Origin of the sequence: Streptococcus sp. 3613 (assembly GCF_013277375.1) — a bacterium.
Taxonomy (GTDB): Bacteria; Bacillota; Bacilli; order Lactobacillales; family Streptococcaceae; genus Streptococcus; species Streptococcus pseudopneumoniae.
In genome coordinates this window covers 21,339-35,976 of the sequence record NZ_VMMV01000038.1, presented here as the reverse complement: position 1 = coordinate 35,976, position 14,638 = coordinate 21,339, and the positions used below count along the sequence as shown (strand labels likewise).

Annotated in this window: 13 protein-coding genes and 1 pseudogene; 3 read left to right on the top strand and 11 right to left on the bottom strand. The window is 36.0% G+C overall.

The window, feature by feature from the left end:
* The first annotated feature begins 110 nt into the window (after positions 1–110).
* The 3 genes from HT708_RS04620 (at position 111) to zwf (ending at position 4,657) form a co-directional block, all read left to right on the top strand.
* The gene (locus tag HT708_RS04620; protein ID WP_000726253.1) at positions 111–2,276 is read left to right on the top strand and encodes an ABC transporter permease subunit; all 2,166 of its coding nucleotides are present in this window, start codon (positions 111–113) and stop codon (positions 2,274–2,276) included.
* Positions 2,276–3,016 carry an amino acid ABC transporter ATP-binding protein gene (locus tag HT708_RS04615; RefSeq protein ID WP_001096330.1) on the top strand — a complete coding sequence of 247 codons (741 nt, stop codon included), beginning with the start codon at positions 2,276–2,278 and terminating at the stop codon, positions 3,014–3,016. Before HT708_RS04620 ends, HT708_RS04615 begins: the two co-directional genes overlap by 1 nt.
* Positions 3,017–3,166: 150 nt before the next feature.
* Entirely contained in the window at positions 3,167–4,657 is a 1,491-nt protein-coding gene (zwf, locus tag HT708_RS04610; protein WP_000096154.1) for a glucose-6-phosphate dehydrogenase, read from the top strand.
* A gap of 135 nt (positions 4,658–4,792) precedes the next feature.
* Here zwf and tnpA read toward each other — a convergent pair whose 3' ends face one another.
* From tnpA to HT708_RS04555, 11 genes and pseudogenes are all read right to left on the bottom strand, one after another.
* Positions 4,793–5,257 (bottom strand): IS200/IS605 family transposase, encoded by a 465-nt coding sequence (tnpA, locus tag HT708_RS04605; protein WP_000057429.1) that lies wholly within the window; start codon positions 5,255–5,257, stop codon positions 4,793–4,795.
* A 197-nt stretch (positions 5,258–5,454) separates the two neighbouring features.
* Positions 5,455–6,744: a signal recognition particle-docking protein FtsY gene (gene ftsY, locus HT708_RS04600; protein ID WP_000522341.1), complete on the bottom strand. Its 1,290-nt coding sequence runs from the start codon at positions 6,742–6,744 to the stop codon at positions 5,455–5,457.
* Positions 6,745–6,747: 3 nt separating this feature from the next.
* Entirely contained in the window at positions 6,748–7,566 is an 819-nt protein-coding gene (locus HT708_RS04595) for a Cof-type HAD-IIB family hydrolase (RefSeq protein ID WP_050208148.1), read from the bottom strand.
* Complete coding sequence (locus tag HT708_RS04590; protein WP_050208167.1) at positions 7,566–8,357, bottom strand: HAD family hydrolase; 792 nt, start codon at positions 8,355–8,357, stop codon at positions 7,566–7,568. The genes HT708_RS04595 and HT708_RS04590 overlap by 1 nt, the downstream gene beginning before the upstream one ends.
* Positions 8,358–8,634: 277 nt before the next feature.
* Positions 8,635–9,220 (bottom strand): annotated as a pseudogene (locus HT708_RS12315) (transposase); the annotation flags it as partial.
* Between the two features lie 206 nt (positions 9,221–9,426).
* On the bottom strand, positions 9,427–10,593 hold the full coding sequence (locus tag HT708_RS04575; protein WP_000705670.1) for a nucleotide sugar dehydrogenase: 1,167 nt from the start codon (positions 10,591–10,593) through the stop codon (positions 9,427–9,429).
* 13 nt (positions 10,594–10,606) lie between these two features.
* Positions 10,607–11,185, bottom strand: coding sequence for a DNA methyltransferase (locus tag HT708_RS04570; protein ID WP_345889801.1), 579 nt, complete (start codon positions 11,183–11,185; stop codon positions 10,607–10,609).
* A gap of 69 nt (positions 11,186–11,254) precedes the next feature.
* On the bottom strand, positions 11,255–11,383 hold the full coding sequence (locus HT708_RS11765; protein WP_004242334.1) for a site-specific DNA-methyltransferase: 129 nt from the start codon (positions 11,381–11,383) through the stop codon (positions 11,255–11,257).
* Complete coding sequence (locus tag HT708_RS04565; protein WP_172926041.1) at positions 11,367–12,593, bottom strand: MFS transporter; 1,227 nt, start codon at positions 12,591–12,593, stop codon at positions 11,367–11,369. Before HT708_RS04565 ends, HT708_RS11765 begins: the two co-directional genes overlap by 17 nt.
* Positions 12,580–13,512 carry a hypothetical protein gene (locus HT708_RS04560; protein WP_172926040.1) on the bottom strand — a complete coding sequence of 311 codons (933 nt, stop codon included), beginning with the start codon at positions 13,510–13,512 and terminating at the stop codon, positions 12,580–12,582. The genes HT708_RS04565 and HT708_RS04560 overlap by 14 nt, the downstream gene beginning before the upstream one ends.
* Positions 13,513–13,515: 3 nt before the next feature.
* The gene (locus HT708_RS04555) at positions 13,516–14,637 is read right to left on the bottom strand and encodes a hypothetical protein (protein ID WP_001221832.1); all 1,122 of its coding nucleotides are present in this window, start codon (positions 14,635–14,637) and stop codon (positions 13,516–13,518) included.
* Position 14,638: the final 1 nt, after the last annotated feature.

The window sequence follows — 14,638 nt, the reverse complement described above, 5'->3', positions numbered from 1 at the left end:
AGAAAGAAAAGAAAAAACAATGTTACATTTTCTGACACAGGAATATAAAAATTTGCCTTTTTTTACTTTTTCTGATATAATGGGAAAATATTCGGAAAAGGAGACTAAAAATGAAGAAAAAATTTCTAGCATTTTTGCTAATTTTATTCCCAATTTTCTCATTAGGTATTGCAAAAGCTGAGACGATTAAGATTGTGTCTGATACTGCCTATGCGCCTTTTGAGTTTAAAGATTCAGATCAAACTTATAAAGGAATTGATGTTGACATTATTAACAAAGTCGCTGAGATTAAAGGATGGAACATTCAGATGTCCTATCCTGGATTTGACGCAGCGGTCAATGCGGTTCAAGCTGGTCAAGCTGACGCTATCATGGCAGGGATGACAAAGACAAAAGAACGTGAAAAAGTTTTCACCATGTCTGATACTTACTATGATACAAAAGTTGTCATTGCAACTACTAAGTCACACAAGATTAGTAAATATGACCAATTAAAAGGAAAAACTGTTGGTGTTAAAAACGGAACAGCCGCTCAACGTTTCCTTGAAAGTATCAAGGATAAATACGGTTTTACTATTAAAACATTTGACACTGGTGATTTGATGAACAACAGCTTGACTGCTGGTGCCATCGATGCCATGATGGATGACAAACCTGTTATCGAGTATGCCATTAACCAAGGTCAAGACCTTCATATTGAAATGGATGGGGAAGCTGTAGGAAGTTTTGCTTTCGGTGTTAAAAAAGGAAGCAAATACGAACACCTGGTTACTGAATTTAACCAAGCCTTAGCTGAAATGAAAAAAGATGGTAGTCTTGATAAAATCATCAAGAAATGGACTGCTTCATCATCTTCAGCAGTGCCAACTACAACTACTCTTGCAGGCTTCAAAGCCATTCCTGTTAAAGCTAAATACATCATTGCCAGCGATTCTTCTTTTGCACCTTTTGTTTTCCAAAATTCAAGCAACCAATACACTGGTATTGATATGGAATTGATTAAGGCAATCGCTAAAGATCAAGGTTTTGAAATTGAAATCACCAACCCTGGTTTTGATGCCGCTATCAGTGCTGTTCAAGCTGGACAAGCTGATGGTATCATTGCTGGTATGTCTGTCACAGATGCTCGTAAGGCAACTTTTGACTTCTCAGAATCATACTACACTGCCAATACCATTCTTGGTGTCAAAGAATCAAGCAATATTGCTTCTTATGAAGATCTAAAAGGAAAGACAGTTGGTGTTAAAAACGGAACTGCTTCTCAAACCTTCCTAACAGAAAATCAAAGCAAATACGGCTACAAAATCAAAACCTTCGCTGATGGTTCGTCAATGTATGACAGTTTAAACACTGGTGCCATTGATGCCGTTATGGATGATGAGCCTGTTCTCAAATATTCTATCAGCCAAGGGCAAAAATTGAAAACACCAATCGCTGGAACTCCAATCGGTGAAACAGCCTTTGCTGTTAAAAAAGGAGCAAATCCAGAATTGATTGAGATGTTCAACAACGGACTTGCAAACCTTAAAGCAAACGGAGAATTCCAAAAGATTCTTGATAAATACCTAGCTAGCGAATCTTCAACTGCTTCAACAAGCACTGTTGATGAGACAACTATCTGGGGCTTGCTTCAAAACAACTACAAACAACTCCTTAGCGGGCTTGGTATCACTCTTGCTCTAGCTCTTATCTCATTTGCTATTGCCATTGTTATCGGGATTATCTTTGGTATGTTTAGTGTCAGCCCATACAAATCTCTTCGTGTGATCTCTGAGATTTTCGTTGACGTTATCCGTGGTATTCCTTTGATGATTCTTGCAGCCTTCATCTTCTGGGGAATTCCAAACTTCATCGAGTCTATCACAGGTCTACAAAGTCCAATTAACGACTTTGTAGCTGGTACCATTGCCCTCTCACTCAATGCAGCCGCCTATATCGCTGAGATCGTTCGTGGTGGTATTCAGGCCGTTCCGGTTGGTCAAATGGAAGCCAGCCGAAGCTTGGGGATCTCTTATGGAAAAACCATGCGTAAGATTATCTTGCCACAAGCAACTAAATTGATGTTGCCAAACTTTGTTAACCAATTCGTTATCGCTCTTAAAGATACAACTATCGTATCTGCTATCGGTTTGGTTGAACTCTTCCAAACTGGTAAGATTATCATTGCCCGTAACTACCAAAGTTTCAAGATGTATGCAATCCTTGCTATCTTCTATCTTGTAATTATCACGCTTTTGACTAAACTAGCGAAACGCTTAGAAAAGAGGATTCGTTAATGGCAAAATTAAAAATTGATGTAAATGATTTACACAAAAGCTACGGAAAAAATGAAGTTTTAAAAGGAATTACGACCAAGTTCTATGAAGGAGATGTTGTTTGTATCATCGGTCCTTCGGGTTCTGGTAAGTCAACTTTCCTTCGTAGCCTAAATCTTTTGGAAGAAGTTACTAGCGGTCACATCACTGTGAACGGTTATGACTTAACTGAAAAAACAACCAACGTTGACCACGTCCGTGAAAATATCGGAATGGTGTTCCAACACTTCAATCTCTTCCCACACATGTCTGTTTTGGACAACATCACCTTTGCTCCTATTGAGCACAAGTTGATGACCAAGGAAGAAGCTGAAAAATTGGGAATGGAGTTGCTTGAAAAGGTTGGTCTAGCAGATAAGGCTAAGGCCTGTCCAGATAGCCTATCAGGTGGTCAAAAACAACGTGTGGCCATCGCTCGTGGTCTAGCAATGAATCCAGACATCATGCTCTTTGATGAACCAACTTCTGCCCTTGACCCTGAAATGGTCGGAGACGTACTAAACGTTATGAAGGAATTGGCTGAGCAAGGTATGACCATGATTATCGTAACCCATGAGATGGGATTCGCTCGTCAGGTTGCCAACCGAGTTATCTTTACTGCGGACGGTGAATTCCTAGAAGACGGAACACCTGATCAAATCTTTGATACCCCACAACACCCACGTCTGAAAGATTTCTTGGACAAGGTCTTAAACGTCTAAACGCAAACTGTAAGGATTTCCTTGCAGTTTTTTTCTACCTCGTATTGGATTTTTTGATTTTTCGGAAAATTATGTTAGAATTAAGTTTATGAAATGAGGTTTCCTCATACCTAGCAAGACTAGGAATAAAAATAGAAATTAGGTAGCTAGATGTCATCTAAGGTTATTGTTACAATTTTCGGTGCGAGTGGAGACCTGGCTAAACGCAAGCTCTACCCTTCCCTATTTAGACTATATAAATCCGGCAATCTTTCCAAACATTTTGCCGTCATTGGAACTGCCCGTCGTCCTTGGAGCAAGGAATATTTTGAATCTGTTGTAGTCGAATCGATCCTTGATTTGGCAGATAGTACCGAACAGGCTCAAGAGTTCGCTAGCCACTTCTACTATCAAAGTCATGATGTCAATGATACGGAGCACTACATTGCTTTGCGTCAATTGCAGACTGAGCTAAATGACAAGTACCAAGCTGAACACAACAAGCTCTTCTTCTTGTCTATGGCGCCTCAGTTCTTTGGAACTATTGCCAAACACCTCAAGTCTGAAAACATTGTTGACGGTAAAGGTTTTGAACGTTTAATCGTTGAAAAACCATTTGGTACAGATTACGCAAGCGCAAGCAAGTTGAATGACGAGCTCCTAGCAACATTTGACGAAGAACAAATTTTCCGTATCGACCATTATCTTGGGAAGGAAATGATTCAAAGTATCTTTGCAGTTCGCTTTGCAAACTTGATTTTTGAAAACGTTTGGAACAAGGACTTTATCGATAATGTTCAAATTACCTTTGCGGAGCGCTTGGGTGTAGAAGAACGTGGTGGCTACTATGACCAATCTGGTGCCCTCCGTGACATGGTACAAAACCATACACTACAACTTCTTTCTCTCCTTGCTATGGACAAGCCAGCCAGCTTCACAAAAGACGAGATTCGTGCCGAAAAGATTAAGGTCTTTAAAAACCTCTATCATCCAACGGATGAAGAGCTTAAAGAACACTTTATCCGTGGTCAATACCGTTCAGGTAAGATTGATGGCATGAAATATATCTCTTATCGTAGCGAGCCAAATGTGAATCCAGAATCCACAACTGAAACCTTTGCATCTGGTGCTTTCTTTGTAGACAGCGATCGATTCCGTGGTGTTCCTTTCTTTTTCCGTACAGGTAAACGACTAACTGAAAAAGGAACTCATGTCAACATCGTCTTTAAACAAATGGACTCTATCTTTGGAGAACCACTTGCTCCAAACATTTTGACCATCTATATCCAACCAACAGAAGGCTTCTCTCTCAGTCTAAATGGGAAGCAAGTAGGAGAAGAATTCAACTTGGCTCCTAACTCACTTGATTACCGTACAGATGCAACAGCAACTGGTGCTTCTCCAGAACCATACGAGAAATTGATTTATGATGTCCTAAATAACAACTCAACTAACTTTAGCCACTGGGATGAAGTTGGTGCGTCATGGAAATTGATTGACCGTATCGAAGAGCTCTGGGCTGAAAATGGTGCCCCACTTCATGACTATAAAGCTGGAAGCATGGGACCTCAAGCCAGCTTTGACTTACTTGAAAAATTTGGTGCTAAATGGACTTGGCAACCAGATATCGCCTATCGTCAAGATGGTCGTTTAGAATCATAACCACCCGTCAAACGGGTGGTTTGTCCCAGGGCTATAAGCCCAAATTACCAGCCAGCGCCTAAAGACGCTGGCTTTCACTTTGTTCAAGCCTCATTGCTCTTGACTCGTCACTTGCCTCTTAAAGAGGCTTTAGTATTACTTACCACTATCCCTAAAGGGATCCTCATATTCTTTTACACTCAATTTATCTAGTGCTATATCATGCTTTTCCTGTTCTTGGATATATTTCTTAATTGTGGCTTCATTAAGCCCTACTGTACTTACATAATAACCTTCCGCCCAGAAATGCCGATTCCCAAACTTGTACTTGAGATTGGCGTGTTTGTCAAACATCATGAGTGCACTTTTTCCTTTTAAATAACCCATGAAACTCGAAACACTTATCCTTGGTGGAATACTTACTAACATGTGTACATGGTCTGGCATTAAGTGACCCTCGATAATTTCAACTCCTTTATAACTACACAAGCGATGAAATATTTCGCCTAAACTACTTCGATATTGATTATAGATAACTTTTCGTCTATACTTAGGGGTGAACACAATGTGATACTTACAATGCCACTTTGTGTGCGATAAACTATGAGCCTTTTGTGCCATATTTTTCTCCTTTCGCTTTACAATTAGCTTGAACACCTTTATTGTATCGCGTTCGGAGTTTTTTTGGTATAACCTTCGACGCGCACCCGCATAGCGGGTGGTTTTTTTGTCTCGCACCTAACGGAGCGAGACGGACTAATAGTCACATAATAAAAAAAATCCTGCAAGTTTATGCCTTGCAGGATTTTTGTTTCTGGTTAGATTAAGCCTTCCAAGAGACCTTTCATAAAGTTTTCTGAGTTAAACTCTCCAATATCATCGATTTTTTCACCAAAACCAATCAATTTTACAGGAATATTGAGTTCTTCTCGGATGGCTAGAACAACACCACCTCGAGCAGTTCCGTCAATCTTAGTCAAGACAATTCCAGTTAATGGCGTGATTTTCGAAAATTCTTTGGCCTGTACAAGAGCGTTTTGACCTGTTGATGCATCAAGAGCCAAGAAGGTTTCATGGGGGGCCTCTGGAACAACACGTTTAATGATACGACCAATCTTTTCCAACTCAGCCATGAGGTTGTCCTTGTTTTGCAAACGACCAGCAGTATCAATCATGAGAATATCGATACCTTCAGCTACGGCACGTTCCATGCCATCAAAGACCACACTGGCTGGGTCAGCTTTTTCAGGTCCAGTCACCACTGGAACGTCCACACGACGGCCCCATTCAGCAAGCTGGGCTACTGCCCCTGCACGGAAGGTATCTGCCGCAACCAGCATGACCTTCTTACCTGCTTGTTTGTAGCGGTGGGCTAGTTTCCCAATAGAAGTTGTTTTCCCAACACCATTAACACCAACAAAGAGCATGACTGTCAAGCCATCTTGGAAGTGGATGCTTTCATCGTAGTTACCATCCTTTTCATAAAGCTCAACCAATTTCTCAATGATGACACGGCGCAGTGCGTCAGGTTTCTTGGCGTTTTCGAGCTTGGCTTCGTAGCGGAGCTCTTCTGTTAAGTTTGAAGCTACCTGGACACCAACGTCACTCATGATGAGCAGTTCTTCTAGTTCCTCGAAAAATTCTTCGTCAACAGAGCGGAAGTTAGCAAAGAAGGCGTTCAAGCGGGCACCAAATCCTGTACGAGTTTTCTTAAGACTGCGGTCATATTTCTCCTGAACAGTTTCTTCTGCTTGAGGCGTTTCTGCTTCAAGCACTTCAGAACTATTTCCTTCTACAGTCTCTAGAAACTCAGGATTCTCTTCCTCTGTGACTTCTTCTGAGTTTGGCAATTCTTCGACTTCTTCTTGTTGAACTTCTACAGCTAGCTCTGAATCCAGACTTTCTTCAACTGTCTCTTGATTATCCTCTTCTTGGAGCAGAGTTTCTTCAGAACTTTCAACCTCTGCTTCTTCTTGAGGAACTTCCTGAGCTTCTGTTAAGACAGGCTCAACATCTTCAGACAAATCAAGATTTTCCAGAGCTTCTTTTACAACTTCTTCGATTTTAGGTTCTTCTTTTTTTCCGAATAGACGGTCAAATAATCCCATATCTTAGTTCTCCTTTAGCACATATTCTTCGATAGCCCAGGCGACAGCCTCTTCATCGTTGGTCATTGGCGTCACTACATTTGCGACTGCCTTGACTTCAGGAACAGCGTTTTGCATGGCAACACCGAGCCCTGCCCATTCAATCATAGAGAGGTCATTGGCCTCGTCACCACAAGCCATGACTTGGCTTTGGTCTATTCCCAAATGACTGATTAGTTTTGCCAAACCTGTTGCTTTATGAACATTCTTTGGTGACCACTCTAGCAACATTTCACGTGATTTAAAGATTTCATATTGGTCAAACAATTCTGGAGAAATCTTTTGAATGGCTGCATCCAAGGGTTCTTGAGCAAAGGCAGTCACGCATTTATTATAGGTCATTTGACTAGATAAGTCTTCAAAGTCCACTGGAACAAAGGTCAATGCTGGATTGAATTTAGCATAAAGACTTTCTTGGTCCGATTGGATTTGATAAACTGTTCCTTCTGAGATGGCATCAAGAGGTAGTGATAATTTCTCTGTTTCTTCATACAAACGTGCCACATCATCATATGAAAAGACTGTTTTATCAAGGATTTCACCTGTATTTTTCTGAACCAAACCACCATTAAAAGTAATCGTATACTCATCTTCCTGACCGTCAGTCCCTAACTCATGGAGAAAGAAATCCATAGCTTTTAAGGGACGACCAGTTGTCAATACGACCTTGATACCACGATCACGCGCAGCTTTCAAAGTTGCCTTGGTACGATCCGTCAGCCTTTTATCAGTAGTCAGCAAGGTCCCGTCCAAGTCCAATGCAATCAATTTTATATCTACCATTATAAGCCCTCCATATAAGCTATAACCGACTGGTCTTTATGGTGACCAATCACAGTCTCTGCTAATTCTAAAATTTCTGGTCGTGCATTTTCAGGAGCTACAGGATGTCCCACAACCTGCATCATATGCAAGTCATTTAGATTGTCTCCAAAAGCCATAACCTGATCCATTGTGATAGCAAGTTTTTTGGCTAATTCAACAATGGCCACACCCTTATCGACATAGTCCAGAACAATATCAATGGATTCAAAGCCAGTTGTCATGGCCTTAACACCAGGGACATTTTCGTTTACCCAAGCTTCACCAGCTTCCAGCGTTTCTTCTGTGAAGTTGGTTGTAAATTTGAAAATGTCATCTTTAATATCTTCTAGACTCGCTACTTTTTGGATATTTTCATTATAATGCTGGCTCACTTTTAAATAAGTCTCATCAACCGTATCTAGCACATAAGAGCCCTTTTTACCAGTCAAAAGGAGCTTATTGATATCTACATAAGGTGACGTTTTCAGCTTTTCAAAAGTTGCCAGATAAAAGTCACGAGACATAGTCGCTTCATACAAGTCCTGACCTTGATACTCTACCAAACTGCCATTTTCCGCGATAAAAATAATGTCATCACGTACATCAGCAAATAATTTTTCCAGAGACAGAAATCCCCGACCCGAAGCCACCGCAAAGTAAATCCCTTTTTCCTTGTAGGAAGCCAAGAGAGACTTGAGACGATCCATATCAAAGCGTCCATTCCCATCTAGGAAGGTTCCGTCCATATCCGTTGCTACTAGTTTAATCATAAATTCTTCATACTCCAATTAATAAATCCACCTTCTATTATACCATAGAAAAAGCAAATAGCGCCTAATCCATTTGAGATTAGACGCTTGATAAACTCCCGACTTTATCACTTAATTTTTATCCAATATTACTTAACCCTTTAGTATAACTGGATTTTTTCTAAATTCCCAAACTAACTTCCACCGCCAATAAAAGTTGAAATTAATCTGATAAAAATCGAAAAAACAAGTGGAATTCCAAGTCAGAGTAAGTTCCACTTGTTTATCATACAATAACAAGGACGAGATGCTCGCCTTTCAAAATTGTCTTAAAGGTTTCTTCATAATTGAGCCTGTATTCAATAGCCTTCCCTAGTTCTGAACCCTGTAAAACTGACTGGAGCCGGCACCAAACAAAGAAGTCTTCCATTAAGGGTTGGAGCTTTTCTTGACGTTTCTGTAGTCGTTCATCAGTTGACAGTGTATCCCATCAATAAGCTAAGCCTTTAGCACCTAACAATGATTTCCTCACTTGCTTGGGCGTCGCTTCAAAAAACTCCTTTCTCACATGTGCCCAATAACCAACAAGTGCAGCTTCTTCCAGTTGACGATAAGCAGACGAGCATCTCGCAGTTTACCAAGCTTAGCATCGCTTTGCTCCTAAACCTTGGACTGCTATCGCATAGGCAGAATAAGCTCCCTGGGATTCCTGCACTACTAAACCACTCCGTCGCTGATCATGATGGTAAAGCGTGATACCTTGTTGCTCATCTTTCCCTGACAAAAAAGTCTAATAATGGGGCTGCTGGCTATCACTTTTTAAGACCCAATAAGAGGGTTTCATTCGGATGAGGAAGAGATTGTTATAGAAACTTTTCTTCTATAGTTACCTATCTCATAAAAACATGTTATAATATAGTATGTTGATATTGAAACAGTACACCGTTATTTCGAAAACATTGTTAGAAATTGGTTTAACTTCCCCAATAAATTTGTTCAATTTTTATTTCATTTCGCTATAAATCGTAATATACTTTGATTTTCTCAAATATTATGTTATCGCAACTTCTCAAAAATAAAATATTATTAATTAATCCCTATTAAATATATCTCTTGTATAAACTTTTTCTAATACATCAGACAATTCATCTGAAATTCTATTTGAAATAATAACATCCGATGTTTTTTTAAATTCTTCCAGATTCGTTACAACTTTAGCATCAAAAATCTCTTTTGAAGACAAAAACGGTTCATAAATAATAATATTTACATTATATTTCGTTAATTGTTTAATCACATTTTCAGTTGACGAATCACGAATATTATCAGAATCTTTTTTAGCTAGCAAACGATAAATGCCTACATTGTATATATTATTTTTTGTTATTTGTGTTGCTATAAACTCTGATCTTTTTTGGTTACTTAATACAATAGAATCTAATAAAACAGTTGGAAGGCCTTCACATTCACTTAACATATGTTTTGTATCTTTAGGTAAACAGTATCCTCCATAACCAAAACTAGGATTATTGTAAAATTCTCCGATTCTTTCTTCAGAACAAATTCCTTCAATGATATTTTTAGTATTTAACCCTTTCATAATGGAAAAACTATCAATTTCATTGAAGAACGCAATTCTCATCGCAAGGTATGAATTTGAAAATAACTTAATTGCTTCAGCTTCAGCTGAATTTGTCAGTAGAATCGGAGCAACTTCATTTAACGAGAACTCCGATAATAATCTTCCAAATCTTTGACAATATTCAGCTCTCCCTCCCAAAATAATTCTAGATGGAAATAAGTTATCAAGTAATGCTTTTCCTTCACGCAAAAACTCTGGAGAAAAAATGATCCGATCTGTGTGAAATTTTGTATTCAAATAATTCGTAAATCCGATTGGTACTGTAGATTTTATAACTATATATGCAACAGGATTAATACTTAGGCAATCAGCTATAACTGACTCTATACCCTCAGTATCTAATACTCCTTTATTTTCATCAAAGTCTGTTGGTATTGCTATTATGATACAATCAACTTTTTCAAAGTACTTCTCATCATAAATACAAGCTTCGAATTTCAAATCTTTATTTAAAAAATATCTCTCCAACTCATAGTCGATAAATGGACAAATTTTATTATTAAGCTGTTCGACTTTCTGTAAATTAATGTCTAATCCAACCACGTCATGTTCCTGAGATAACAGGACAGATAAAGTCAAACCGACGTACCCCATACCAACTGTAGTTATTTTCATAATAGACCTTCTACTACTTTCTTATCTGTTTACATTCAGCGCACCCACTCGATTTAGTTTTTTTTAAACCTAATTTATAAGTGGTTTTATTTAATTCATAAGTAATGAACTTTCTGTTTTTCTTAAAAGCACACAAAGATGTAGTTGCTTGCCCCATAAACGGATCCAACACAACATCACCTTCCAGAGAATAAATATCAATAAGTTGATTGACAATTTGTTCTGGAGAAGCTGGTGGTCTTGTAGAATAATCCCAAGGTATATTCCAAATGCAGTCAATAAATTTAGTTCCCTCAATATTTCTACCCCACACTATAAATTCTGACTTTTTCTTAAAAATCAATATGTATTCATAGTTATTTAGAATCAAAGACTCATTATTCGAATAACTTGAAGGATATTTTTCAACTTGATTTTTGATATATGAAGTATTATTCAAATTCCATATTATTGTTCCTTCAATATAGAAATTATGATCCGCAAAGAATTTTTCAATTTCATGTTTGATATCGTAATACATATTTTGATTTTTTCTGCTAATTTCTACAGAACTACAAATATTGATGCAAATTGTTCCTGTTTCTTTTAATATTTTACTACATCTTTCCCAAACACTATTTAGACTCTGAATATAGCCTTTATATGTTTCTGTTAACCCAATCTAATTATCATGTTGATAATCAACTAAATTAAAATATGGTGGAGAAGTGATTATTAAATCAACAGAATCATTTTCGACATCTTCCATAGCTCTTGAATCACCTAAATAAGCCTTATTCTCTGTTTTCATGTTTTTTACTCCTTTTAGTTTTTTCTATTAACATATACGAGGTTAATATCATTATAATTATAAAACAAGAAATCAATAAGATAGTTGTTCTCATATTAAACATTTGAATTCCTACACCAATTATCGGATTTACCAACATTGTAACAAGACTAATTGAAAAGGATAGTCCTGATATAACTGTTGCTCTTGAATTATCATCAACCCAAAGATGTAACATCTCCATGATAATAGGATCAAGAATATCTATGATAATGTACAACAGTAGAAAACTAAATATAAATGTGGCATTGAAAGGCAAAATTTGAAAAATAATGGAAATCATTAGTATCAATGATAGCAGCATAATTAATTTAGAAACTCTTATTTTTGATATTTTATAAGCTTGAGTTGCTACTATGCCACCAATGATACTATAAATCATAAATATAGCTCCATTAATAGATGTAGAAAATCCTATTTTAGAAAAATAATCTGGTAATAAAGCAAACATTACGTTAATTGCTGAGACAATAACCGTAGTAAAAGCGAACATGAAAAGAATTTTAGTAGATTCTAGCAACCTATAAAAAACTGAAAATAATTCTTTAAATTTCGGAACACCATTTTGATTAAAATCTTCTATAGCGTTTTTCTGATTATCTGGAATAGATATGATGATTATCATTGAACCTATAAGTGTAAAAGACTGAATAAAATATGGTAAATATCTTGTAATGCTATACAAACCACCTCCTATAAATGTAGCAATCCCCAAAGTCAGAGCACTGATTAATTGTAACTTTCCTCGTATTTTCCCATAACTCTCCTCCTTGCCTTCACTTCTTAGAGATTCAAAAAACAAGGCATCATCAGCTCCACTTAATAAAGCATTTCCTACTCCTTCTAAAACAAATGCACCTAGAATAACATGGTAAACATAGTCCTTCATTAGCAAGATTGATGAAAGAGTTAATAATGGAGTAATTGATAACACAACTAGTCCCAATAGAACGATTTTCTTCTTACTAAATCTATCTCCTAAAATTCCGGAGGGAATCTCTGAAACTAATTGAGAAAATAGAAAAATAGATTGAAAAAATGCAAATTGTACTAAAGATAATCCCAAAAACTGGACAATAAAGATAATATTTACTATTCTAGTAAATCGTAAATTTGTAAAAATGATATATAGATAATATTTTAACTCTGATGAAATTTTATTGCTGATCATACCACATTCCTTCTAATTCATCTTTTAGTGACCAAAAATTATCAACATCAAAAGATTTAAAAATAGCTTCCAATTCTATTCTATTCATAAATTCATGAAACAATGGATCAGATTTTCTAGTTTTATTTAAAGATGCTGATTCAAAAATACCTATTTTCCCATTATTACTCCTATGCATGCGATTTCTACAACTAAGAGATGGCATATCTATATATATTTTAGGATATATGTTATTACTGATTCTCCATGCTTTGCCAATGGCTTTACACTGACTTAACTCTTCACAAACTATAATTTCTTCAAAATTTTCTTCAAAATATTCTGAAATGAATTCTGGTAAATACGAAATGATTGATCTACGAAAATGAAGTAATAGTTCTGGTCCAAATACAATATTCTTTGCACTAGGCACTAAATCATACAAACCTTTTAATTCACCATCACTAAAGTTATGTTTTTTTAATATCTTATCAATCATTTTATAAGATAAATCTCTTCGAATTATTTTTATTTCAATGCCTACACGTTTTCCTAGCTGTTCAAAAAATATTTCTAAGTGTTTAACAAATTGTTGCCATCTTTCTTTTTCACAATCATCTTTACATGATTCAATAGGTGTATCCACATATATTGCACAATTTAAATTTTTCATGATGGCCTCATTAATAGGCATCAGTATATCAAAGTAAAAATTGATAGCCAGATTATCAATTTTTGCATCACAGCGATCAATACAAGCCCCCCCAACAACAAGACTGTTATTTGGAGAAAAATTACTTGTTTCATCAAAAACTATTAAATTATCCCTAAAACTAGCATCATAATTTAAGTCATTTAATGAAATTATCTGATTTAAATCTTTTTTATACATTTTTTTCACTAGTAAATTGGGAAAATCAATATCTTCAATCACAGGCATGTATTATCTTCCTTTCAATAGTCCTTTTTCAAGCATAATTCTAATAATTGAACGAATACCGCTCTCTTCCTTATATTGAATTTCATTTTTTGATTCATACACCGAACCTTCATTAATATATGATATTATATTATCGAAGATTTCTTCTTTATATCTTGTACTAATATTAGAAAATGCTTCTCTTACTTTAGTCACACCTTCACTTTCTTCAAGTAACTCATCTGTTGAAAATAAATATCCATACTTAGATAAGGTATTACAATTCCCAGAGATTTGATTATATTTTTCAAGCAATAATGCCTGAGAATAATTTGAAGGCAAAAAATAATGTGGTTTTAAGCCTAATTCTAAACTCTCTAAATAAAATGTCAAACCAGGTGTTGTAAATATCCTACTTGCTTCACATGACGCTGACAGAAACTCTTTATGGGACATTACTTTAAATGTAACATTGTAGTCAAAACGGTTGTTTGATTCAATCCATTTTTTCTGCGTCATGTTACAAGCACAATCAATTTCATATTTATCAATATTAGGTATTTTTGAAAAAAGTTTTAGATAAAATAACATGTACTTTTTGAAAAATACATCATTTTCATATGGAGTAACTATACCAGCGAAATTTAATAGAATTTTATTGTTTTTGAAATCTTTTGTTTTTGTTATTCCTTCCGTATTAATAATAGGATTTATTGTTTGGATATTCTTATACTGCGATAAATTATTGGGATCAATAAAAGCATTTTGAACAAAATAAATATCATATTCGTTAATCCCATCTAGGGGTTTTTCCCACATCCAACTTAGACTATCAACAAATACACTTTTTACATTTAAATTTGTATCTCGTTGAATTTTAGGAATATTCAGATTCATAACATTAATTAAGAGTTCATAATTCTTAATATCTACTATTTTCAAAAAGCTTTCAGACCTAATTTCATCAGTATCACACTCGATATATTCTAATCTATTACCAAAGTTGGTCTTAAAAAAATTTATAGATTCTCCATTTCCGCAAAATGTAATCTCTTTATATCCCATCTTCAATAGCTCTTTGATAATAGAATATAATTTGGAAGACGGACCAAAACCAAAATTTGTAGTTACTGTCAAAATTCTCATA

Excerpts from the sequence above, each read along its gene's own strand:
- HT708_RS04565 (WP_172926041.1), bottom strand. The coding sequence starts at position 12,593 with ATGATCAGCAATAAAATTTCATCAGAGTTAAAATATTATCTATATATC.
- ftsY (WP_000522341.1), bottom strand. The coding sequence starts at position 6,744 with ATGGGATTATTTGACCGTCTATTCGGAAAAAAAGAAGAACCTAAAATC.
- HT708_RS04590 (WP_050208167.1), bottom strand. The coding sequence starts at position 8,357 with ATGATTAAACTAGTAGCAACGGATATGGACGGAACCTTCCTAGATGGG.
- HT708_RS04555 (WP_001221832.1), bottom strand. The coding sequence starts at position 14,637 with ATGAGAATTTTGACAGTAACTACAAATTTTGGTTTTGGTCCGTCTTCC.
- HT708_RS04560 (WP_172926040.1), bottom strand. The coding sequence starts at position 13,512 with ATGCCTGTGATTGAAGATATTGATTTTCCCAATTTACTAGTGAAAAAA.
- zwf (WP_000096154.1), top strand. The coding sequence starts at position 3,167 with ATGTCATCTAAGGTTATTGTTACAATTTTCGGTGCGAGTGGAGACCTG.
- HT708_RS04595 (WP_050208148.1), bottom strand. The coding sequence starts at position 7,566 with ATGGTAGATATAAAATTGATTGCATTGGACTTGGACGGGACCTTGCTG.
- HT708_RS04620 (WP_000726253.1), top strand. The coding sequence starts at position 111 with ATGAAGAAAAAATTTCTAGCATTTTTGCTAATTTTATTCCCAATTTTC.
- HT708_RS11765 (WP_004242334.1), bottom strand. The coding sequence starts at position 11,383 with ATGAAAACAGAGAATAAGGCTTATTTAGGTGATTCAAGAGCTATGGAA.
- HT708_RS04615 (WP_001096330.1), top strand. The coding sequence starts at position 2,276 with ATGGCAAAATTAAAAATTGATGTAAATGATTTACACAAAAGCTACGGA.
- tnpA (WP_000057429.1), bottom strand. The coding sequence starts at position 5,257 with ATGGCACAAAAGGCTCATAGTTTATCGCACACAAAGTGGCATTGTAAG.
- HT708_RS04575 (WP_000705670.1), bottom strand. The coding sequence starts at position 10,593 with ATGAAAATAACTACAGTTGGTATGGGGTACGTCGGTTTGACTTTATCT.